Consider the following 20,045-nt stretch of genomic DNA (forward strand, 5'->3'; position numbering starts at 1 on the left):
TTAAATAAAACGGATAAAAACCGAGCCAGTTTAGGTGCTATGAAATGTTATTAACTCTTAAAAAAACTTGTTATGATAATTTTAGATTTGTTTTAAGTGGGGCGTTTTTTATAATTTCAGTATCCATTGTTGTTATTGTTAATTTTATTGGTGCGCGTTATAATTTGGTCATTAATCGCACCTTGGTTTTTGCCTTTCTGTTATTAACACTTCTTTGCATTAATAGCAAAGTATTAAAAAACCTTATTGGCTTTATAGCCTTAACATTAATCGCTGCTGATTTATCTCTTCAGATGTATGCCTGGAATCACTTCAATGCTAAATTTGACTATGGTTTTGCATTAAGTGTAATAAATACTACAGGTAGCGAAGCATTTTCAATGTTAGGCGTTTATTGGAGAAGTTGTGCAATTTTTATGGGGTTGCTGTGTTTATTTATTTTAACTATTAACTGTAGCACAAGTACCCTGCCGTTAAAGTATAGGCGATACCCTGCAATATTATTCGTGCTTTTGCTAACTGGCTATACTGTACAGGGTATACTGCATCAATTACGAAAAAGCAATGTTGATAGCCTTGCTCAACGTGTTGTCAATTCAACTCCGCTGAGCACGGCTACAGTCTTTATGCAAGCCATCTCTGATATGAGTATTGCCTCCAGTATTAATAATAATACACCTGACTATTCAGTATCACTATCAGATACCGGAATTGATAATTATGTAATTATTATTGGGGAGTCTGAGCGCAGTGCAAATATGAGCATATATGGATATGAGCGAAGCACGACTCCTGAACTGGAAGCAGAAAGGAAAAATCTTCTGTTGTTCCAGCATGCCATTAGCCCCGCGCCAGTGACCATTATGGCTGTGCCACTTGCGCTCACTGCTGATTCAGTACAGGAAGCAGATCCCGCTAAGTACAGTGACAATATTATTAGTATAGCGAACAAAGCCGGGTACGATACGTACTGGTATAGCCACCAGGGAAAAGGGGGCGCATATAATAATGTGATTACAGGTATCGCTATGAAAACCAAACACCATCAGTGGATTGATCAGGGGTTCGATGACTCTTTGCTCCCAGAACTTGAATCAACGCTGAAAACATCTGGTAAGAAATTAATTGTGCTACATCTATATGGTAGCCACGAACCTGCCTGCGCGCGCTTCCCAAAAGATGCTTCCGTCTTTAAAGATGGAAATAAAGATGATGATTGCTATGATAACTCTGTGCGCTTCACGGATTATGTTATGGGGAAAGTTTTTAGCCAACTTTCAAATACACGCTCTTCTGTATTTTACTTTTCTGACCATGCCTTAATACGCGATCCTTCACGTTCAGTGGTATATTACCATGCAGGGGCTAATCCCCCCCGGGAAGCGTTATCTGTCCCAACTTTCATTTGGTATAGCCCTAAAGTCGAAAGAAAGAATAAGTTGATCGGAGACTACGAGACACCATGGTCTACCGATGATGCGAATACCCTATCCGAATTATGGCTCGGAATACATCGGGTTGAAAATGATATCGTTAGCTTGCAAAAGTGGCTACAGGACTATCAAAAACCGATTGTAATTAAGGATACAACGGGTAAGAAATTTAATTGGACGGATATAAAGTAGTAGAAACGATGATTCTTGGTTAAAAATTATTCTGCCGATTGACTGAAAATTCATGGCTATGGGAGCCAGACCTGAAGAGGTACTGGCTCGTACTCTCAATATTCATGACCAACTCTCCATTGATTTATACACTATGCTCTGAGTCAATCTTCATCGGGTGTGATAAAAATTGCGACATCCGCACCTCATTCACCGCGGCTGTCAGGGCAATGTAAATGAGCCTTCCATGACAATAACGCTTTTTCCTCCTACCCGAACTGACGGGCTTTCTGCAGTGCCGTCATAGCCTGAAAATAATATGCTGGCGCGCCCCATATCAACGCCCTGGCTTACGCGAAGAGAGAGCTCTTTTTTATTGCGAAGCTGGGCCAGCAGGGCTGTTACTGCGCCAGTCGCGCTGCCTGTTGCCGGATCTTCGGTCATGCGTGGCGTAAACATCCGGGCCTGTAAATCACACGGGTCTTCAGGATCCGTTTCCAGCGTATAGGCGTAAATGGACACCGCACCGTCGAGGGGCAAAATAGCCCGGAAACCCTGCAAATTGGGTACGCAACAGCGAAGCGCATTTCGGGTCGCGAGTTCGACAATCAAAAAAGGCAGGCCAACAGAGGCGACGACAGGCATATGCATTTCAGTGCGTATATCACTGGCTTCAAGAGAGAGGCAGGCCGCCACGTTTTCCGGACTGACTTCTGAATGGCAGGATAAAGGTTGCGGAACAAGAAGCTCTGCACCCGTGACCTTTGCATTTTCTCTGATAATCCTGACAGGTACCCGCCCGGCGGCTTCTTCGAATATCAGCGTTTCAGGTAGCGATTCGCCATTCAGTTCAGCCTGATACGCCAGGACAAAAGCAGTCCCAATATTGGGATGACCAGCGAAAGGGATTTCACGCGTCGGGGTAAAAATCCGTACCCAAGCCGTATGTGATGGCTCTTCAGGAGGTAAAACAAACGTCGTTTCACTGTAGCCAAATTCTAACGCGAGCAGCTGCATTTGCTCAGTGGTCAATCCCTCGGCATCCAGAACGACAGCTACCGGGTTACCGCAAAACGGTTTATCAGTAAACACATCTGCAATCACATAACGTCTTCTCACCAGGACCTCAACTTCCACGCCTTAAAATGAATTTATACTCAACGAGTTTGTCGTTTTAATATACGCTCACGTGAAAACATAACCCACTGGCATTTGCCTGTATGCGTATTTTTCACCTTAACGACGGACGGTGATGTTTACCTGGTTTTGTTCATCCACTCCGTTAAGGTGAGTGAATACAAAAGGCTCGGCGGTGCGTCTTTAATATCATGTATATCTCTGACATATCTCAGTCCCGTTTTCTCAAGAACGTTCTGTGACGCCAGATGGTTAGCTCTGACAACGGCTGAGATCTCGGTGAGTTTCATATCATCAAAACCATACCTTACCGCGCGTGTAGCAAATTCTGTCGCCAGGCCTTTTCCCCAGGCATCTGTCGATAACCGATATCCAAGATTGTTAATCACACAATCGCCATAGCTACGGATGCTCAGACCACCAAATCCGATGATTTTTTCAGGGGATTCGAGAATCGATATGGCGAAGCTACCAAAGCTGTGAGTTTGCCAGTGGGCGAGCCAGCGATTGAGAACCGTTTTTGCATGATCAATATCCGGGTAGGGGCCTGCGGGGTTAAACGTGTTCGTCGCCGGATCACCATAAATTCTGAAGAGATCCGCTACGTCTGATGCCATTACCGGGCGAAGGCACAATCGAGTTGTTTCAATTCGCAAACAGACCTCCTGATATGTGTTGACGGGAATATGTCTTTCATTAATTGATGCTCTCTGATTTAAGCATATATGTGTTTTGACGTAATTCGACAGATCCGATTGTGTGCTGTCGTGGCGAAACGCTCACGACGAATACCCTGGTGTGTTAACCAATGGGCACAGGTCAGCCTCGCCAGACATCAGTATGCGATGGACAGAATACGGACAAAAAAAGACCCGCAGTACGCGGGTCTGTATAAATGCTGAAAAGGGTAATCAGAACGACCAGCGCAGGTTAGCGTTGACCGAATTGATGCGGGTGTCTTGACCGAGTTGCCCCTGATAACCGACATCCAGCGTCGCAGCGCGCGACAGCTGTACGCTGACGCCGATATCGCCCACCATCACGTCCTCCTCAACGGCCTGGCCCTGGGTGATGAACGCGTCACTGCCGGCAAATGCCATACGCGATGAAGTGTTTTTATCCCCGTAGGCGTGCTGCCAGCCCAACGAACCATACAGGTTAACGTTTTTCGGCAGCTCGGTGACACCGCGCATCCCGAGCGTGGAGTAGAAGGTGTTCATCGTTTCATTACGCACGCTCAGCGCGGCGGCACCGCCATCTTCCCTGAAACTGTCGGTATGCAGTCGAATCCAGGACAGGTTGATAAACGGTTCAACATTCATCGCCGGCTGGCCAAAACGGTAGCCCGCCTCGGTAAACGCCAGCAGCGAGTTGGCGTCGTAATCTGACTTCAGGCGGTCCGAGAAACCACTGAAATCAACGTTGCGCTCGCCTTCAATCTTGTGCCAGGTGTAACCCAGCGCGCCGCGCAGTGAGAACGCATTCTGTTGCCCTGCGGCATACAGGCCAAGGTGATAGTTGTCGGTATCCGTGGATGAACGGCGGCTATCAACGTCGTAATCACCACGGCTATAGCCGAAGTACCCCCCGACACGTACGTTATGGTCAGCCAACGTGCGATCCGCGCCCAGCAGGAAGCCGGTGGTGTTGCCGTCCAGCTTGCCTGCGTTACCGTTGTCGCGCGTTCTGCTCCAGGAACTGAAGGTCTGGCCCCATACGCCGTTATTTTGTTGCTCCGGCTGTTGTACCAGCGACATCGCTAACGGCGGTATCGGCAGACTGTCATTATCGAACGCGCGCTGCATGCGCTGGTTCAGTACGTTGAACAGCTGAGTGCTGCCGGCGATCAGGTTAGACTGTACCGACGGGTAAACTTCACCTGACAGCTGGTTGAACGCCTCGCGCGCTTGCGGTGCGCTGAGTACCAGCAGAGAGTTATACAGCGCCAGGGAAGGGCCGTTTTGTGTCAGCGTGGAAAGCGCGCCGGCGGTATTCCACTGGTTGCTGGTGTTGGCTACCGTCTGGAAAATACCCGGTTTACCGCTTCCTGGATTTTCTCCACCTGGATTCTCGCCGCCTGGATTCTCACCGCCAGGGTTTTCACCACCCGGATTTTCACCCCCTGGGTTCTCACCGCCCGGATTCTCACCACCCGGGTTTTCGCCCCCAGGATTCTCTCCGCCGGTCTCTTTCTGCGCGATGGTGAGATCGACAGCGTCGGTGCTCTGTTTCAGTGCCACGTCCAGGAAGGCGGATTTGGAGATGGCCCCGGCGAACTGGCCGTCAATTCCCCCGTCGGAGGTTAGAATGCGATAGCTTTGGCCCGTTTTGTAGCTGGTCTGCGGATCCAGCGCGGTAACCTGTACTTTAGCCTGATCGCTGATGGTCGTTTTGCCAGACACCAGTAACTGATCGCTGCGGCCGTCACCGGCGATATCAACGTCATAGAACGATTCACCCACAAAGTTCAGGTAGCGTTTCAGCGTCAGCGTGCCGATAGTACCATCACCGGGCGAGATATGGCCGCCGGAGAGGATCTCTGTCTGGCCCAGCGTGCCGTCACCGCCCAGCGTGCCGCCGGCTTTGATCGACGCGGCGCTGCTGTAACCTTGTCCGTTACTGACCTCCGATCCCGCCGTCGCGTTGAGGATCAGCGTGCCGCCGTTCTCGGCGCTAAGCGTCTGCACATCAAAAATATCGTCTTCGGGTTGGGTGTTGATATTGCTGGCAATAATGACTTTTCCACCGCGCGCGGTCACGTTCGCCTTGAGCCCTGAAAGATCGCCGTTCAGCGTGGTCTGACCGGAGGTATTGATCACTTCACCTTCGCCGCTCATCTTGTTGCTGAAAACGTAATTTCCGTCGGTATGGTTGAAGTAGACATAGCTGCCGAATAACCCACCCCGAAGGCTGATTGCCGTCTTCGCATCAAGAGTGCCCGCGCCGCCCGCCGCGCCGAGCGTCGGCTCCGTTAAACCGGTGCCGGAGTCCATATTGCCGCGGCTGCCGATTATCAGCGCGCCCCGGTTCGAGCCAGAACCCGTCATCCCCACTACCAGCTCGTTACTGCCTGCGGAAAATGCACCGCCGTCCATGACCGACAGTACGCCATTGCCGTAATCGCCAACGCTAACGCTGCTGGCACTGGTAAAACGCGAGCCCTCGCCCGCGATAACCAGCTCGGCGGTTTTACGTGCGCCTGAGACGCCCGCCACCTGAATGTTGCCCACGTTAACCGCTCCGCCGTTGAGCACGTCCAGATCGCCATAAAGCATGAGCGTACGGCCAACATTCCATTGCGAACCGGATCCCGTGACGGTGGCTTTCGGGCTCAGCTTGTCGGTTTCATCTGGGCCGGAACCATTGCCGATACGGGCATCGTAGGTGGTGTTGAGCGTCGCACCGTTTTCAATCGCCAGCGTGGAGCGGGCTCCCAGGTCAGTGCCAACGCTGAGAAAATTACTGACGACGCGTGAACCGGCGCCCGTAGCGATTAGGTGGCTGTCGTAGCCACGGGTGGTACCGACCACGATCTCCTTCGCGCTGGCCAGCGCACCGTCTTCGACTCGCAGGGTGCCCAGGCCAAGATTCAGGCCACCACGCAGAATGTACTGATCGTTAACCGCGTTCAGCTCGGCGTTTGGTCCGCGGACCGTGACCACGCTTTCATAAATTTGGCCGTTGAACAGTCGACCGATATTGATGTTATAGGCAGTGATTTTGCCATTATCGATCAGCAGGTTCCCGCGTTGGTTACGGCCGACGTAAACATCGCCGGTGTAACCTAAAGATTCGGTAACACGCGCATCGCCGTCAAAAATGGCATCCGCTGCGCGAGCGAAATCGGCAGGGGAGAGCATCAACAGCGGTGCGGAAAATAGAGCGAGGTAAAGTCTGGAAAGCGGTGTCTTAACCGCTAAAGAATGCGATGTAGAGTTATTCACGGGCTATCTCCGTACTCATTAGCATGATGTCTGGAAAATCGTTTTTATATGAAACTCAAATGTGTCGGGAAATTTAAAAGGCGTTATTATTTGTACGCCTTTTGGTATTGAGGAAATTATTTATGCGTGACAACCGGCGTACAGGTCGGCGCGCTTAGCGTCGGCGCAGATCCTAAAATTCCAGGCATCATCATTGATGAGCAATCGAAAATTCGCCCTTTTTCTGTCGTGGCGCGATAAGAAAGTTTTTGGCCGCCCAATGCATCCGGTTGGGCACCATTCACGTTGGTCACCGTTATTTCGTCCGACGAGCCCAGCCCCAGCATTTTAGCGGTTTCCGCCTGCAGCAGTGGAATAGCCTGATCGGTTTTCAGGGTGGAACAACCGGCTAGCATCAACGTAACGGTTAAAGCGATTAGTGGTCTTTTCATAAATTATCCTTTATATCCAACCAGTTAAAATCACTGATTGTATTTATGTTTTCTATTACCCAAATCAGCGGGTAATATATTTCTCTTTCCTAATTGAAAAAACCCTCCTAAAGTAGGGTGGGTCGATAATAATTCATCTGTACTCTCAGATACGCGAAGGTGAAAGGAGATTCCTTTGGGGCAGAATTATGCGTTGGTCGTTGATGACCATCCATTGGTAGCAAGCGGCATCGCCAATTTTCTGATTACACATTGCCGGTTCAAACAGGCGTATGTCGTGACGAATGAAGAAGATTGCTACCGTCATATTAGGGAAAATGGCCCGCCACGTTTACTGGTAATCGATTTTTGGCTATCTTCCGGTACGGCGTTGAAATTACTCAAAGAAGTGAAACAGCTTTACCCTCAGGTGCGCCTCCTGGTCGTCAGTGGGGATGAAAATAACGATATCTGGCAGAAAGTGCATACGGCCGGAGGACACGGTTTCGTATTGAAAAGCGAACCTCCTGAATTATTCTCACGGGCCGTTTTTGCCCTGGCGGATAATCTGACATGGTTTCCTTGTGCAAACGAATGTGCCGTTAAGACGAATAATGAGAAGTTAAGTAAATTTAACTTAACGCCGCGGCAAATTGATGTTTTGAATATGATTATGCGCGGCCTGCCAAATAAAAGAATTGCAGCCCAGCTTTCTATTTCTGAGCCCACGGTAAAAGAACACATCAGCAATATTCTGAAAAAGATAGGCGTTAACAGTCGGGTGGAAGCCATCACGCTACTGCATGGCAAACGGGAGCCGTCGGAATGAGATTTTTCCAGGGTTCACAGAACGATGGCATCTCTCCCCCCGCGCAAATTCGCCTGCTGAATAATACGTTTCTGCGGCTGGTATTCAGCTTTAGCGCTGTGCCTTTTGTCGGCATTCCTTTCGCTATCTGGATCCATTTGCTGGGGGACGATCTGGGTCCCACCATTACCTGGATAATAATTTACTTGCTCTGTGCTGTGGCGATCCGAATAGTGCATCGGCGCTATCAGCAAGAGGTTAAAGAAAATGATGATGAGGCCGTCCTGCGCCGCTGGCTTCCGCGCATTAATAAGGTGGCCTTTTTTCACGGGCTGGGGATTTCATCACTCTATTTAATTACCCCGCAGACGCAGAATTTTGACTTTTTCCTGCTCCTTAATATCAGCATTGCCGCTATTGTCGCTGCCAATGCGACGCATCTGACGCCGGTCATCAGCACCTTCACACGGTTTTTCTTTGCCTCCTGGGGAGTTCTGACTCTCGGTATCATCCTGCGACTGGATGACCTGATGTTCATCGTGCTGATGCTGAACCTGCTGTACGGCTTCGCAATCTACCGCCATGCGTTAACGTCCCACGCGTTCTTTATTCAGCAAGCACTGCTGGAAGAGCAAAGCTCACGCCTGGCGGAGCAGTTCCGGCAGGCCAAAGAAGAAGCGGAACAGGCGTTGCTCGATAAAAATCAGTTCCTGACGACCGCCAGCCACGATCTTCGCCAGCCGGTGCATGCCATGGGCTTTTTGATCGAAGCCATTATCCACAGAAACCAGGACGACAGCCTGACGCCGCAGCTGCTTGACCTGCAACAGAGCGTTCGTTCGGTGCACCTGATGTTCAATTCCCTGCTCGATCTCAGCAAAATTGAATCTGGCAATGTAATGACCGCCCCTACACGCGTGGACATCGGCACGCTTCTCGACTCGGTGATCACCCTGTTTCGCGAAGAGGCCAACAGTCGCGCACTGCGGCTGCGAACCTGGCGGCCCAAACGTCGCCTCTTCGTGATGGGTGACCCGCTGCTGGTGCGTCAGTCCTTGATTAACCTGATACAAAATGCCCTTCGCTATACGCAACAGGGCGGTGTGCTGGTTGCGATCCGTCCGCGCGGTGTCGAGTGTCTGGTGGAAGTATGGGACACCGGGGTCGGGATCGCCGACGACGAAAAAAGCAAAATCTTCTCGCCTTACTACCGCCCCGAGCTGGCATGGAAGATCGACAGCGCAGGGCACGGGCTGGGCCTGGCGGTGGTTGCCCGCTGTGCCAAGCTGATGAACGTGAAGTATGGAATGCACTCCATTGAAGGCAAAGGTTCGCGCTTCTGGATGCGCTTTACTCAATACACGGGTGACGTGAAAGCGGTGGATCCACTGCCCGCCGGTGACAACATCGCTACACCGGTACGCTATGCGCCACTGCATGGCTCCTGCCTGATCGTTGACGACGATCCGCTGGTGACGTCCGCCTGGGAGAGCCTGATGGGCCTCTGGGGGATTAACGTGCGCTGCGCGGCCTCGGCCGAAGACGCTTTTGCCATCATTGACGACGGTTTCACGCCATTTGCTGTACTGTGCGACCAGCGCCTGCGATCCGGCGAAAGCGGGTTCGACATCCTGAAAGCACTTTTCGAACGTCTGCCCGACATGAGCGGCGCGATGGTCAGCGGGGAGTTTAACTCGCCGGTTCTGCTGGCAGCGGAGCAGGAAGGCTACCTGGTGTTGCGTAAGCCGCTGGAGCCAGCCAAACTGCATGCGCTACTGACACAGTGGTCTGCAGGCTCGGGCTAAAACGAAAGTGCAATTTGACTGCAACACAATTCTGGACATGCTATACTGTATATAAATACAGTATGAGAGGTGCGTAATGGCTGTTGAAACAAAATATGTTGTCGTACGAAAAGGTGAAGAGAAAATGACATTTGCCAGTAAAAAAGAGGCTGACGCTCACGACAAACTGCTCGACATGGCAGAAGCGTTCACCGACTGGCTGTTGCAAAGCGAAATGCAGATGGATGAAACGCAGGCTGAAAATCTTGGGCTGTATCTCGCCGAGCAGAAAGAGGCCGTGCAGCATATTCTGCGTACCAGCAAGCTTCCCGATCTCAATGCCGCCACTGCCACAGATAACCCCGAGCCAGATGCGGCTGGCAGTAAAAAAATCAGAGCCGTTAAAGCTGCCTGATCGCCAGAGTGCATCATCGATTCTGATGCCCCGATTCAGGGGGGCATCAGGGCATGTGAGTGCCGCCCCGTTATCTGACAGGGGCGGGACGAATACATATTATTGAGAGTTCAGAGCGAGAAGTCGTCGGGAAGCACTCATCCCATCACGATCAGAAGCTGTACGTCACTTTCAAACTTCCCGTGGGCGACGTTTTTCGTTGAACAATGGGGCTATTGCCTGCATCTCCCGTCAACTGCGTAACGCCTGTTGCGACAGCTACGCTCCAGTCTGGGGTGAGCTTGTGGGTCCAGTCCACATTCAGCGAGTAAGCATAAATACCGGATCCAGCATCATGTCGGGAAAACCCCGATGCTGCTGACTGTGCGGCATTCACCCCGTAGTATGTCTGCATGTATTTGCTGGATCCCCAACTGGTGGTCAGCGCCAGCGTCAGGGAATTTTTCGGTGATGTATAAAGCGGGCTGATAATCCCGAAGTGCAGGGCCTCACCGTTGTTTCTTTCAGAAACCGGCACTTCAGCCTGCAATTGCACACTCAGCCAGTCGGTCACCTTATACCCCAGTCCGGGCACAATGATGGCCGAGCCTTTGACGTCACCCATACCCCGCAAGTCGTCACTGCCGGAGCTTATTGAATCGCTGTTCACGTCACGATCCTTGCGACCAGCGCGGTAGCTCAGCGCAGCGTTGTACTCCAGTTTACCGACACTGTTACCGTAACCGATACCCCGCGTGGTGCTGATAAAGACGCCATTTGCCATGGAGTAATCAAGCACTAATGCTGTAGTGGCGCGGCTTTTATCCGAACCAGAATAGCGTGGCGCAATATCCACACCTCCCCCCAGGGTCAACACGTTACCCTGGTTCTGTTCTGCCGCCAGTGTCGGGGTGGTCAGAAACGCCAGAACGACTCCCGGCACTATTTTTTTCAGGCTGCGAGGCGAGAGCAAAGGAGGAAACTGATGACGCAGTGCGATGTTTCTCATTAAAGAAGTCCTTGTGGATTCAAATGATGACGATACAAGCGGTTATTCACGCCAGTTTTCTCAGTTTGAATACGCACCCTAAGGTTCTTATGAGCCGAAAATGAAGAAACGCTGAAGCAAGTACCGCTGCAGTAAACCTGATAGATTTATCGAAACCGTTTTTTTCTTAAGACGTTCTTCATTCACTGTTGATACCGTTACCAATGTGAAAATTCTACTAATCGAAGACGACCTGGATCTGGGCAATGGCGTGCGGATCGCCCTTGCAGATCAAGGATTTGATGTCATATGGGTTCGCCGCAAAGAGGATGCGCTGCATCAGCTTGATGCCTGCGTGCCAGAACTGATATTGCTCGACCTGGGACTGCCCGATGGCGATGGCATGGGCCTGATGACCTGCTTGCGGCAGCAGTTCAAGGGGATCCCTGTCATCATTCTGACTGCCCGAGGCACGCTACAGGATCGCCTGTGCGGGCTGGATGCCGGTGCAGACGATTACCTTGTTAAACCTTTTATTCTCGCCGAGTTGTTGGCCAGGGTAAGAGCGCTTGCGCGACGCAGTTACGGTTTTCAGAATGAGGCGATAGAAATCAGAGGGTTATCTCTGCATGTGCCAACGCGTCGCGTGACGGTGAGTGCCCGTCACGTGGAGTTGACGGCAAGTGAATACGCGCTGCTTGAAACGTTAATGTTGCGCGCTGACCGCGTGCTTACACGACGTTTTCTGGAAGAAAGAATCTTCGGCACCAAAGAAAATCTGAGTAATGCTCTCGACGTGCATATGGGGAATTTGCGTCGAAAAATCGGGGACGGTTATGTGCGAACGGTGAGAGGGGTGGGGTATGTCATTGATACTGTACCGATCTACAAAGGCGGTGATTGATGCGAAATATCTGGCGCACCCTGAGACTCCCCACGCTCGTACGGCGAATCATCATCGCCCAGATGCTGCTGCTGACCTTGCTGTGGTGTCTTTTTTTGACTTTTGTTTTGTGGGAGGACTTGCGTAGCCCCCCGATATTAACGGGCAGTAAGACCTACGAAACCCTTTTTACGCTGGTGGACAGTATGGACGATCGCCCGCAGGAACGCACCGATGTGCTGAACACGTTCAGTAAGGCGTTGCGGGAAGGATATGGCGGAGGTGAAGATCCCGAACTGTCAATCAGCCTCATTATTCGCAAACATAACGAGATAATTTATTCATCTGATGGCGCACCAACAGGGGTCGTAAACACCCAACTGGGGGAATTACAGCGCATTGAGAGTGAGGGGCGCACCTGGACCAGCCGTACGCTAAAATCCGGGAACTCCGATGTGGAGGTGACACTTGTGACGCCTGCCGGAGGCTGGAACTTCTTTATCTACCTGAACTCGCGTGGCTATTACATATTGCCGCTACTGGTATGCATTCCTTTTCTTTTATTTCCCGCGTGGCTGTCAATTCGCATTGCAATGCGGCCCTGGAGCAAGGTCGTAAATGAAATATCCTTGCGAACGCCAGACGATCTCTCTCCATTAAAAGCCATGCCAAAACACAGGGAGCTTCGTCAAATGGTGGACGCGATAAACGTGTTTCTTGCCAGGGTGCGCGAAAGCGCGGAAAGGGAACGGATTTTCATTGCTGATGCCGCTCACGAGCTGCGTACTCCTCTGGCTGCAATGCGAATCAACGTGGAGGCGCTGCAGTCGTATGTAAGCAATGAAACTCAACAGGAATTACTGGCGGGGATTGTTCGCAGCAACAGCCGGGCTGCCCGACTCGTCAATCAATTGTTGCTGATGATGCACAGTGAAGCACGTATTGATGCCGTTATGCAGCCAGTGCCGCTGACGACGCTCATTCAGGAGCGAATGGCAGCACTGGAACCGCTGGCTACGGAGCGCAGGATAGAGCTTGAATTCGTCTCTGATGATGAAATCTGGATCACAGGCATCAGGGAGCGCCTGATGTCGCTGATTGACAATTTGATTGAGAACGCAGTCAAGTACAGCCCTGAGGGCGGACGAGTTGAAGTAGAGATACGATCGCGGGATAACGCCACGCAGCTTCGTGTCTCAGATGCCGGGCCCGGTATTCGGCCTGAATTGAGGGAGCGTGTGTTCGACCGATTTTTTCGCGACCCCAACCAGATGCAAAGCGGGAGTGGACTGGGGCTTGCCATCGTCAACGCGGTTGCGCAGCAACACAACAGCAGCGTAGGCCTGTGTACGTCTGCAGAAGGCGGGCTCCTGGTCACTGTCGATTTCCCAACTCCGATAGCCGAAAATGCGTAGCAGAGGCCAGAAGCAGACATCTAAGAAAAACGTCCTGGCGTTTGATTCGCAGAGAATAGGGGGACTCTGTTTGCACCAACGTTATTTTAAAGGCCTGTTTTATCGAGCCATCTGGACACACGCTGGGCCAGTTCATCCGGTTTTTCCAGAGGAATAAGATGTCCACAACCGTCAACATAATCCACACAGGTTCCGGTTAGCCTGGCGAGTTCTTCTGCCTCCTCTGTTGAACGCAGCCGATCATGTTTCGCTGCAATAACGTAGGTCGGGCATGAAATGGGTTTTAATGTTATTCGCTCGCGGTTTAGCCCTGACTGAACTCTGAATACATCGGCTCCCAGCCTTTTTCCCATATTACGGATTTTCTCAATGATGGCCGTATTACTGGCGAGATCAGCATGAAGTGATTTTCTAATGGCCGTTGTGCTCAGCCCACTAAATTCTCTGGAGGAATTGATATTCGCTGCAGCAACACGGGTATTTATCTGTTCTGCCGAATCCTCTCTGAGAGATGTGGCAATGAGGATCATCGCTGCTGTCCGTTCCGGAAAAGCCTCATAAATAGCTCTGGCAACATAACCACCTAGCGAAAAGCCGGCCAGCACAAAACGCTCCGGTAGTTTCTGGACTATGTTAGCGGCTATATCCTGGAGTGTGGTTGCCTGGCCCAGGCTCGCAGGTATAAAGAGCCTGCGCTCGGGAAATGCGGTGATAAAATCGTCCCACAGTGTTTCATCAAGCATAAATCCCGGGATAAGTACCACAGGAAGGTTCTCTGCATTCATCGGCAAGTCCCATTTTCTGGCCGCAGTGCCATTGCCAGGGTTTCTGAATCTGTAAACATAGCCTATTGCAGTTGATGAAGACATTGTCGTCTCGTCGAGGTCTGCCGTTTGTTCGTAGCAGACCTTGCGGCGCTTAAGTCGATCCGGTTCGTGCCTGAGGTGATTTGGGGACTCACGGCGGCACTATTTTTTAGCCACAATCCGCATTTCCACCAGCGCATTTTCTGGAATGAACGCTGATACGCCTATGGCAGTCCACGCCGGGTAGGGTGCCTTAACATATTCATCTTTCACCTTAGAAAAAACGTCTATATGTTTTTTAAGATCAATATGAAAAGTGGTCATCTCAAGAATATTTTCATACCCTAAGCCTGCGGCTTTCAAATAAACACCAAGCTTATAAAACGCATCATGGAATTGTTCTTCCGGATGCTGACTTATCGGTTTGTCCTTCCGTGCCGCGGTAACACCAGAGAGATACACCGTGCCATCTGCTTCGATGACAGGCGAGAAGTGCCAGTCATCGAAATAGTGTTGGAATTCTTCAGGGACTATCGATTTTTTCATGATTTTTTCTCAGGTTGATGCAGGAGTACGTGCTGCGGGTAAACGGCACGCTGGGGAGGAACATGAGCAAGGATGTCCACGCCTCAGCCAGTTGATTGTCTGTTACGTTACTTGATAGACGCGCCGCTCGCAGCAGAAAATAAACCGGAGGCCTGCCGGATAAGCCGGATGCTTAGCGCGGCACCCGTGGCCAGGCATATCGCCATCGCCAGAAGGGCGACGATAAAGGCATGCGTAATATTTGCACCGCTTCTGCCGGTGTCCAGCATGCTGTAAAAAATGCCACCGATGACGGCGACGCTCAGCGCAGTGCTGATTTGGAGTGTCGAGCTGGTTACCCCGGCAATCATGCCTGAAAACGCCGGTGCAACGCGGCCTGTCACCATCCGGACCAGCGTCGGCATCGCCAGTCCCTTGCCGAGGCCGGTGATAAAAAGCAATACAGCGAGCGGCAGCATGGCCGGTGCGCTACCCATCATGGTATGGGCAATCAACCCTGCCAGACCTGCTAACCCCAACGTCTCGCATCCCATCCCGATTGCGCTCAGGTAATTGCCGACAAAACGCCTCAGATAAGGTGTTAGCAACGGACCGATCAGAAAACCCACGCCAAAAGGCAGAAAAAGCAGGCCCGCAGTCAGGGCGTTTAACTGCAACGCCTCTTGTAGATAAACGGAGAACAAAAGAAAGAAGGCCCCGATAGAATAAAACAGCAAAACGATCGCCAGCCCCTGACCCAGCCCCGGCGCGCGTAATACGACCGGATCAAGCAGAGGCGAACCGCCGTTCTGGCTAAGGCGACGCTCATAACGCCATAACAGCGACGCCAGCAGCGGGACAGCCAGAAATGACAGCCATGTCCACCAGGGCCATCCCGCTTCACGGCCTTCAATTAACGGCACAATCAGCGCACTCAACGTGGCGGTCGCCAGTAACATGCCGACCGGGTCCAGTCGTTGTGCGGATGGCGCACGCGTCTCTTTCAGCAGTGGCAATCCGAAGAGAATGACCAGCAGCGCCACCGGCAAGTTAACGAGAAAAATAGCGCGCCATCCCAGGTGAAACAGATCCGCTGAGATCAGGATACCGCCCAGTACCTGCCCGATAACCGAGGCCAGGCCAAATACAGCGCCATAGATACTCAACGCGAACGGTTTTTCCGCTTCCGGAAAAATGGCCTGTACGGAAGCCAGTGCCTGAGGCGCCATAATCGCGGCCGTAGCACCCTGTAACACGCGTCCGCTAATCAGTACCCATGGTGACCAGGCTAAACCGCACAGCAGCGATGCCGCCGCAAAACCGATAAGCCCTATAAAAAACATCTTCCCACGACCATAAATATCACCCAGACGGCCGCCGGTAATTAAGGTTACGGCATACACGGCTGCATAGGACGAAATGACCAGCTGTTCAGCAGAGGAAGAGGCGCTCAGCTCGTCCTGAATAGCAGGCAGCGCAACATTGACGATAAAAAAATCGAGCGGGGGCAAAAATGCACCAACCAGCAGGATGACAAACATTGCCCAGCGACGCGGCTCGGCTTGCGGGAGGATAGGGGGCGACATGGAACACTCCACAGGTAACGGTTATGTGCAGAGATTGAGAGGCAGGGCGTTAGCGCATGCCACCGGAGGCAAGAATCACCTCACCGGTGATCCATCCCGCATCGTCTGATGCGAGAAATGAGACGATTGGCGCAACATCCTGCACCTGACCGATGCGGCCGAGTGGGGTCTGCTTTTCATTCCATGTCTGGAAGTCCGAGTTCATCGCGCCTGCACTATGACTGCCTTCCGTTTCGATAAGGCCAGGGTTGACCGCGTTGACGCGAATTCCCCGGGGGCCGAGTTCTCGTGACAGTACCCCGGTAATAGCATCGATCGCCCCTTTGGTGCCGCTGTAGATGGCACTCTCGGCGATAAAGACGCGGGTGACGAACGAACTGATGTTAATGATGCTGCTGCCTTTATTCAGATGCGGCGCAGCAGCGCCGGACATTAATAGCGGGCCCAGAACATTGATGTCGAATTGTCTGCGGTAGAGTGCCTCTGTGCTCTCTTCAATGCGGGCGAACTCATAAATGCCGGCGTTGTTCACCACAATGTCCAGCCGCCCGAAAATGTCGATGGCCGCGTGAACCAGCACCTCAACCTCAGCCTGACGGGTGACATCCGCCGCGACCGCTACCGCCTGCCCACCGGCAGCTTGTATATCGGCAACGACGTTATCAGCACTACTTTTGCCTGACGCGTAATTGACAATAACCTTCGCGCCGTCAGCCGCCAGTTGACGGGCAATCCCGGCTCCGATGCCTTTGGAACCACCGGTTACAATCGCCACTTTGTCTTTTAATTTGTACATGTCATTCATTTCCTGACTGGGGTGAGGACGCTATAGTGATATCGACAAAGTTGTTTTGGAACTGCCACTTTTGTATATTCAATGTTCATTTTTGTACGGTGAGACACTGGCATGGAATGGGGCGATGTCCGGGTATTTCTTGCAGTTATGCGTAAGGGCTCTTTCGGCGAGGCGGCACGAAGCCTGGGTGTGAGCCATCCGACGATTGGTCGCCGGATAAAGGCGCTTGAGGAAGAGGCGCAGCAAGCGCTATTTCGCCGGACACAGGATGGTCTGGTTCTGACCGACGCCGGCGACAGGGTGCTGAAGCTGGCAGAAGCGATGGAAAACTCCGCGCTGGCGATGGAGCGGCGTCTCGCCGGTAATCACGAACGTCTTGAAGGGATATTGCGGATCTCTTCAGCAGAGTGGTTTGCCAACTATGTACTCGCACCGGTCCTGGAGGAACTGACGCGCCGCCATCCGGCGATTGTGCCGGAGCTTATCGCAAGCTACCGCTTACTTAACCTGTCGCGGCGTGATGCCGACATTGCGTTTCGCATCGTTCCCTTTACCGAACCGGATATTGTCCAGCGCCGCCTGATGCGCATCCCCTATGCGCTATATGGAACGCCGGAAATCGCCGATATCGCCCGACACGATCCGGCCGCAGTGGGGCTTATTCTGATGAACACGGCACAATCCCACTTCTCTGACGTCGCCTGGCTGCTCGACAGGTTTCCCCAGTCACGACGTGTGTTCACCAGTACCAGCCGGGCCGTACAGGCACAGATGTGCCAGCGTGGAATGGGCATCGCCGTGTTACCGCGCCCGCTTGGTGATGCCATCACCGGCTTAGCGGCTATCAGCATGCCGGAGCCACCGCCGTCCAAAGATATATGGGTAGGGTATCACTCTGACCTCCGGCATATGGATCGCCTGCGGGTTATGCTGGATATCGCTGATGCGATGCTTGCCGATCCCGCGGCACCGTCAACGTGAGCGACGGTTTACGCAGCCATTAAGCGTTCACCTCAAAGCGTTCCCGATAGAGAGAAACCAGCCAGTCTACAAAAATCCGGACACGGGGAGACAGTTGTCGGTGCTGTGGATAGATAGCCGAAAGTTGCATGGCCGGGCTTTTCCAGTCGCTTAACACTTCCTGTAGCAGGCCATCCCGAAGGGCATCGTCCACATGATAACGTGGAAGCTGAACCAGCCCACATCCACGCAACGCGCAAATAACGTAATTCTCTGCGTCATTCACTGTCATCCAGCCTTTGGTCGGATAGCTTTTCTCTTTACCGTTAACAATGAGTTCCAGAGGGTAGTTCTTACCCCGGCTGGTGGAAAAGAAATTGACGCTCTGGTGAGAAAGCAGATCGTCAGGGGTCATTGGTCGGCCGTGCTTACGAAGATAGTCCGGACTGGCGCAGATAACCTGAGGCATCTGGGCTAAAGGCCGGGCAATTAATGATGAATCAAAGAGCTTGCCCGCGCGTACGGCGCAGTCAACGCCTTCCCGAATCAGATCGACCAGACGATCCCCACTGCTGATAACCAGCCTGATGGCGGGATAGCGGGCGTGAAACTCGTCAATACGGGGCAGTACAATGCGGGTCGCATGGGCCCCGTGAAGATTCACGCGCAAAATCCCCTGTAGTCTTACGCCGGAATGACGCAGGGAAGACTCCGCATCGTCCAGTTCAGAAAGAATATGCACGCAGCGTTCATAAAATGCCTCGCCATCCAGCGAGGCCCGCACGTGTCTGGTCGTCCGCTCCAGCAGACGACACTCCAGGTTTTTCTCCAGGCTTTTTATTGCATTGCTGGCCGTCGCTCTGGGGATCCCTAGCTGGTCCGCGGCCTGACTGAAGCTTTGAAGCTCTACAATGCGGGTGAAGAGTAGCATGGTATCAAATTTATCCATCACGGATTCTGAAGGCGATTATTAACGATAATGGAATTATGTTATCAAATATCACCCATTTATCTCTCCCGCTAAAACATTAATATCTCCATTCAGACCCCTTTCACTGAAACCGGAGAGAACGATGGACAAAGTCAATAAAACTGCTCTTGTTACGGGCGGTTCCCGTGGTATCGGCCGCGCCATTGCTGAGCGTCTCGCGCGGGACGGTTTTACCACTATCGTGAATTACGCAGGTAATGCCGAGGCGGCAGAGCAAACCGTGCAGAGCATCGTCGCTAAAGGTGGCCGTGCGACGGCGATTCAGGCTGATGTTGCCAGCGAAACGGATGTCAGCCACTTGTTCCAGCAAGCGAAAGCGGTTACCGGCAGACTGGATGTGGTGGTGCACAGCGCGGGGATCATGCCAATGGCGAAGATTACTCCTGCCGGTCTTCACGATTTTGATCGTGTCATTCATACCAACCTGCGTGGCGCATTTCTGGTGCTGGCAAATGCTGCTGAAACCGTGAGTGAAGGCGGCAGAATCATTGCCCTTTCGACGAGCGTGATCGCCAAATCCTTCCCGGCTTATGGTCCCTATATCGCCTCAAAAGCAGGCGTGGAAGGGCTTGTACACGTGCTGGCAAACGAACTGCGGGGCAGAAATATCACCGTTAATGCCGTTGCCCCGGGCCCCACCGGGACTGAGCTCTTCTTTAACGGTAAGAGCGAAGAGCAGGTTGCGGCCGTTGCAAAACTGGCCCCGCTCGAGCGCATCGGTACCCCAGAAGAGATCGCCAGCGCAGTAGCGATGATCGCCGGTCCGGACGGGAGCTGGATCAACTCGCAGGTTATTCGTGTAAACGGTGGCTTCGCCTAATCCCCCCGACAGGCGGATGCATACGCTTTCGGGGTAAATGAGCGATGAGGCCTGCACGGTCATGCCGCTCAGGCAATAGTCAATATCGTCAATACACCTGCGGGAAACGTCCCTTCCGGGTTGATATTGATCCGTCTGATGAGAGTGCGGCGGTGGTCAATGCCATTGCCGAGCGCATCCGCCAGCAATTTTTA

The 20,045-nt window shown here is 52.3% G+C and carries 18 protein-coding genes; 8 read left to right on the forward strand and 10 right to left on the reverse strand.

What is annotated here, in order from left to right; all coding sequences use genetic code 11:
- Positions 1-44: 44 nt before the first annotated feature.
- Positions 45-1,625 (forward strand): phosphoethanolamine transferase, encoded by a 1,581-nt coding sequence (locus tag QMG44_RS01940; protein WP_086532831.1) that lies wholly within the window; start codon positions 45-47, stop codon positions 1,623-1,625.
- 201 nt (positions 1,626-1,826) lie between these two features.
- Here the strand turns inward: QMG44_RS01940 and QMG44_RS01945 are convergent, their stop codons facing one another.
- The 4 genes from QMG44_RS01945 to QMG44_RS01960 form a co-directional block, all read right to left on the reverse strand.
- Positions 1,827-2,723, reverse strand: coding sequence for a PhzF family phenazine biosynthesis protein (locus tag QMG44_RS01945; protein ID WP_063156387.1), 897 nt, complete (start codon positions 2,721-2,723; stop codon positions 1,827-1,829).
- A gap of 137 nt (positions 2,724-2,860) precedes the next feature.
- Positions 2,861-3,397 carry a GNAT family N-acetyltransferase gene (locus tag QMG44_RS01950; protein WP_086532830.1) on the reverse strand — a complete coding sequence of 179 codons (537 nt, stop codon included), beginning with the start codon at positions 3,395-3,397 and terminating at the stop codon, positions 2,861-2,863.
- A gap of 255 nt (positions 3,398-3,652) precedes the next feature.
- Positions 3,653-6,685 carry an autotransporter domain-containing protein gene (locus QMG44_RS01955; protein WP_281852989.1) on the reverse strand — a complete coding sequence of 1,011 codons (3,033 nt, stop codon included), beginning with the start codon at positions 6,683-6,685 and terminating at the stop codon, positions 3,653-3,655.
- 116 nt (positions 6,686-6,801) lie between these two features.
- Complete coding sequence (locus QMG44_RS01960) at positions 6,802-7,116, reverse strand: lipoprotein (protein ID WP_014169014.1); 315 nt, start codon at positions 7,114-7,116, stop codon at positions 6,802-6,804.
- Positions 7,117-7,291: 175 nt separating this feature from the next.
- Here QMG44_RS01960 and QMG44_RS01965 point away from each other — a divergent pair, with 175 nt between their 5' ends.
- From QMG44_RS01965 to QMG44_RS01975, 3 genes are all read left to right on the forward strand, one after another.
- Positions 7,292-7,924, forward strand: coding sequence for a response regulator transcription factor (locus QMG44_RS01965; RefSeq protein ID WP_044867764.1), 633 nt, complete (start codon positions 7,292-7,294; stop codon positions 7,922-7,924).
- Positions 7,921-9,708 (forward strand): hybrid sensor histidine kinase/response regulator, encoded by a 1,788-nt coding sequence (locus QMG44_RS01970; protein WP_086532828.1) that lies wholly within the window; start codon positions 7,921-7,923, stop codon positions 9,706-9,708. Before QMG44_RS01965 ends, QMG44_RS01970 begins: the two co-directional genes overlap by 4 nt.
- Positions 9,709-9,784: 76 nt before the next feature.
- A complete protein-coding gene (locus QMG44_RS01975; protein WP_063925354.1) occupies positions 9,785-10,102 on the forward strand; it encodes a YebG family protein in 318 nt (105 codons plus the stop codon).
- Positions 10,103-10,253: 151 nt separating this feature from the next.
- Here QMG44_RS01975 and QMG44_RS01980 read toward each other — a convergent pair whose 3' ends face one another.
- A complete protein-coding gene (locus tag QMG44_RS01980) occupies positions 10,254-11,090 on the reverse strand; it encodes a MipA/OmpV family protein (protein WP_086532827.1) in 837 nt (278 codons plus the stop codon).
- 205 nt (positions 11,091-11,295) lie between these two features.
- On the opposite strand from QMG44_RS01980, the gene QMG44_RS01985 reads away from it, so the two are divergent.
- Together QMG44_RS01985 and QMG44_RS01990 are read left to right on the forward strand one after the other, a co-directional pair.
- Positions 11,296-11,973, forward strand: coding sequence for a response regulator transcription factor (locus tag QMG44_RS01985; RefSeq protein WP_020885069.1), 678 nt, complete (start codon positions 11,296-11,298; stop codon positions 11,971-11,973).
- The gene (locus QMG44_RS01990) at positions 11,973-13,367 is read left to right on the forward strand and encodes a HAMP domain-containing sensor histidine kinase (protein WP_086532826.1); all 1,395 of its coding nucleotides are present in this window, start codon (positions 11,973-11,975) and stop codon (positions 13,365-13,367) included. The genes QMG44_RS01985 and QMG44_RS01990 overlap by 1 nt, the downstream gene beginning before the upstream one ends.
- 86 nt (positions 13,368-13,453) lie before the next feature.
- Here QMG44_RS01990 and QMG44_RS01995 read toward each other — a convergent pair whose 3' ends face one another.
- The 4 genes from QMG44_RS01995 to QMG44_RS02010 form a co-directional block, all read right to left on the reverse strand.
- Entirely contained in the window at positions 13,454-14,236 is a 783-nt protein-coding gene (locus QMG44_RS01995; protein ID WP_086532825.1) for an alpha/beta fold hydrolase, read from the reverse strand.
- A 99-nt stretch (positions 14,237-14,335) separates the two neighbouring features.
- Complete coding sequence (locus QMG44_RS02000; protein WP_020885066.1) at positions 14,336-14,719, reverse strand: RidA family protein; 384 nt, start codon at positions 14,717-14,719, stop codon at positions 14,336-14,338.
- A 107-nt stretch (positions 14,720-14,826) separates the two neighbouring features.
- A complete protein-coding gene (locus tag QMG44_RS02005) occupies positions 14,827-16,284 on the reverse strand; it encodes an MFS transporter (RefSeq protein ID WP_281852990.1) in 1,458 nt (485 codons plus the stop codon).
- A gap of 49 nt (positions 16,285-16,333) precedes the next feature.
- Positions 16,334-17,080 (reverse strand): glucose 1-dehydrogenase, encoded by a 747-nt coding sequence (locus QMG44_RS02010; RefSeq protein ID WP_044857227.1) that lies wholly within the window; start codon positions 17,078-17,080, stop codon positions 16,334-16,336.
- Between the two features lie 111 nt (positions 17,081-17,191).
- Between QMG44_RS02010 and QMG44_RS02015 the strand changes: the two genes are divergently transcribed.
- Complete coding sequence (locus QMG44_RS02015) at positions 17,192-18,061, forward strand: LysR family transcriptional regulator (protein WP_020885063.1); 870 nt, start codon at positions 17,192-17,194, stop codon at positions 18,059-18,061.
- 19 nt (positions 18,062-18,080) lie between these two features.
- Here the strand turns inward: QMG44_RS02015 and QMG44_RS02020 are convergent, their stop codons facing one another.
- Entirely contained in the window at positions 18,081-18,989 is a 909-nt protein-coding gene (locus tag QMG44_RS02020) for a LysR family transcriptional regulator (RefSeq protein WP_086532823.1), read from the reverse strand.
- A gap of 124 nt (positions 18,990-19,113) precedes the next feature.
- On the opposite strand from QMG44_RS02020, the gene QMG44_RS02025 reads away from it, so the two are divergent.
- Positions 19,114-19,851: an SDR family oxidoreductase gene (locus QMG44_RS02025; protein WP_086532822.1), complete on the forward strand. Its 738-nt coding sequence runs from the start codon at positions 19,114-19,116 to the stop codon at positions 19,849-19,851.
- Positions 19,852-20,045 lie beyond the last annotated feature (194 nt).

It is taken from the genome of Enterobacter sp. 200527-13 (assembly GCF_027924865.1).
GTDB classification, from domain to species: Bacteria; Pseudomonadota; Gammaproteobacteria; order Enterobacterales; family Enterobacteriaceae; genus Enterobacter; species Enterobacter ludwigii.

Bases quoted from the DNA above. Each gene is read 5' to 3' on its own strand.
- QMG44_RS01940 (WP_086532831.1), top strand. From the start codon at position 45: ATGTTATTAACTCTTAAAAAAACTTGTTATGATAATTTTAGATTTGTT.
- QMG44_RS01960 (WP_014169014.1), bottom strand. From the start codon at position 7,116: ATGAAAAGACCACTAATCGCTTTAACCGTTACGTTGATGCTAGCCGGT.
- QMG44_RS01970 (WP_086532828.1), top strand. From the start codon at position 7,921: ATGAGATTTTTCCAGGGTTCACAGAACGATGGCATCTCTCCCCCCGCG.
- QMG44_RS01975 (WP_063925354.1), top strand. From the start codon at position 9,785: ATGGCTGTTGAAACAAAATATGTTGTCGTACGAAAAGGTGAAGAGAAA.
- QMG44_RS01980 (WP_086532827.1), bottom strand. From the start codon at position 11,090: ATGAGAAACATCGCACTGCGTCATCAGTTTCCTCCTTTGCTCTCGCCT.
- QMG44_RS01990 (WP_086532826.1), top strand. From the start codon at position 11,973: ATGCGAAATATCTGGCGCACCCTGAGACTCCCCACGCTCGTACGGCGA.
- QMG44_RS01995 (WP_086532825.1), bottom strand. From the start codon at position 14,236: ATGTCTTCATCAACTGCAATAGGCTATGTTTACAGATTCAGAAACCCT.
- QMG44_RS02000 (WP_020885066.1), bottom strand. From the start codon at position 14,719: ATGAAAAAATCGATAGTCCCTGAAGAATTCCAACACTATTTCGATGAC.
- QMG44_RS02005 (WP_281852990.1), bottom strand. From the start codon at position 16,284: ATGTCGCCCCCTATCCTCCCGCAAGCCGAGCCGCGTCGCTGGGCAATG.
- QMG44_RS02010 (WP_044857227.1), bottom strand. From the start codon at position 17,080: ATGTACAAATTAAAAGACAAAGTGGCGATTGTAACCGGTGGTTCCAAA.
- QMG44_RS02015 (WP_020885063.1), top strand. From the start codon at position 17,192: ATGGAATGGGGCGATGTCCGGGTATTTCTTGCAGTTATGCGTAAGGGC.
- QMG44_RS02020 (WP_086532823.1), bottom strand. From the start codon at position 18,989: ATGGATAAATTTGATACCATGCTACTCTTCACCCGCATTGTAGAGCTT.
- QMG44_RS02025 (WP_086532822.1), top strand. From the start codon at position 19,114: ATGGACAAAGTCAATAAAACTGCTCTTGTTACGGGCGGTTCCCGTGGT.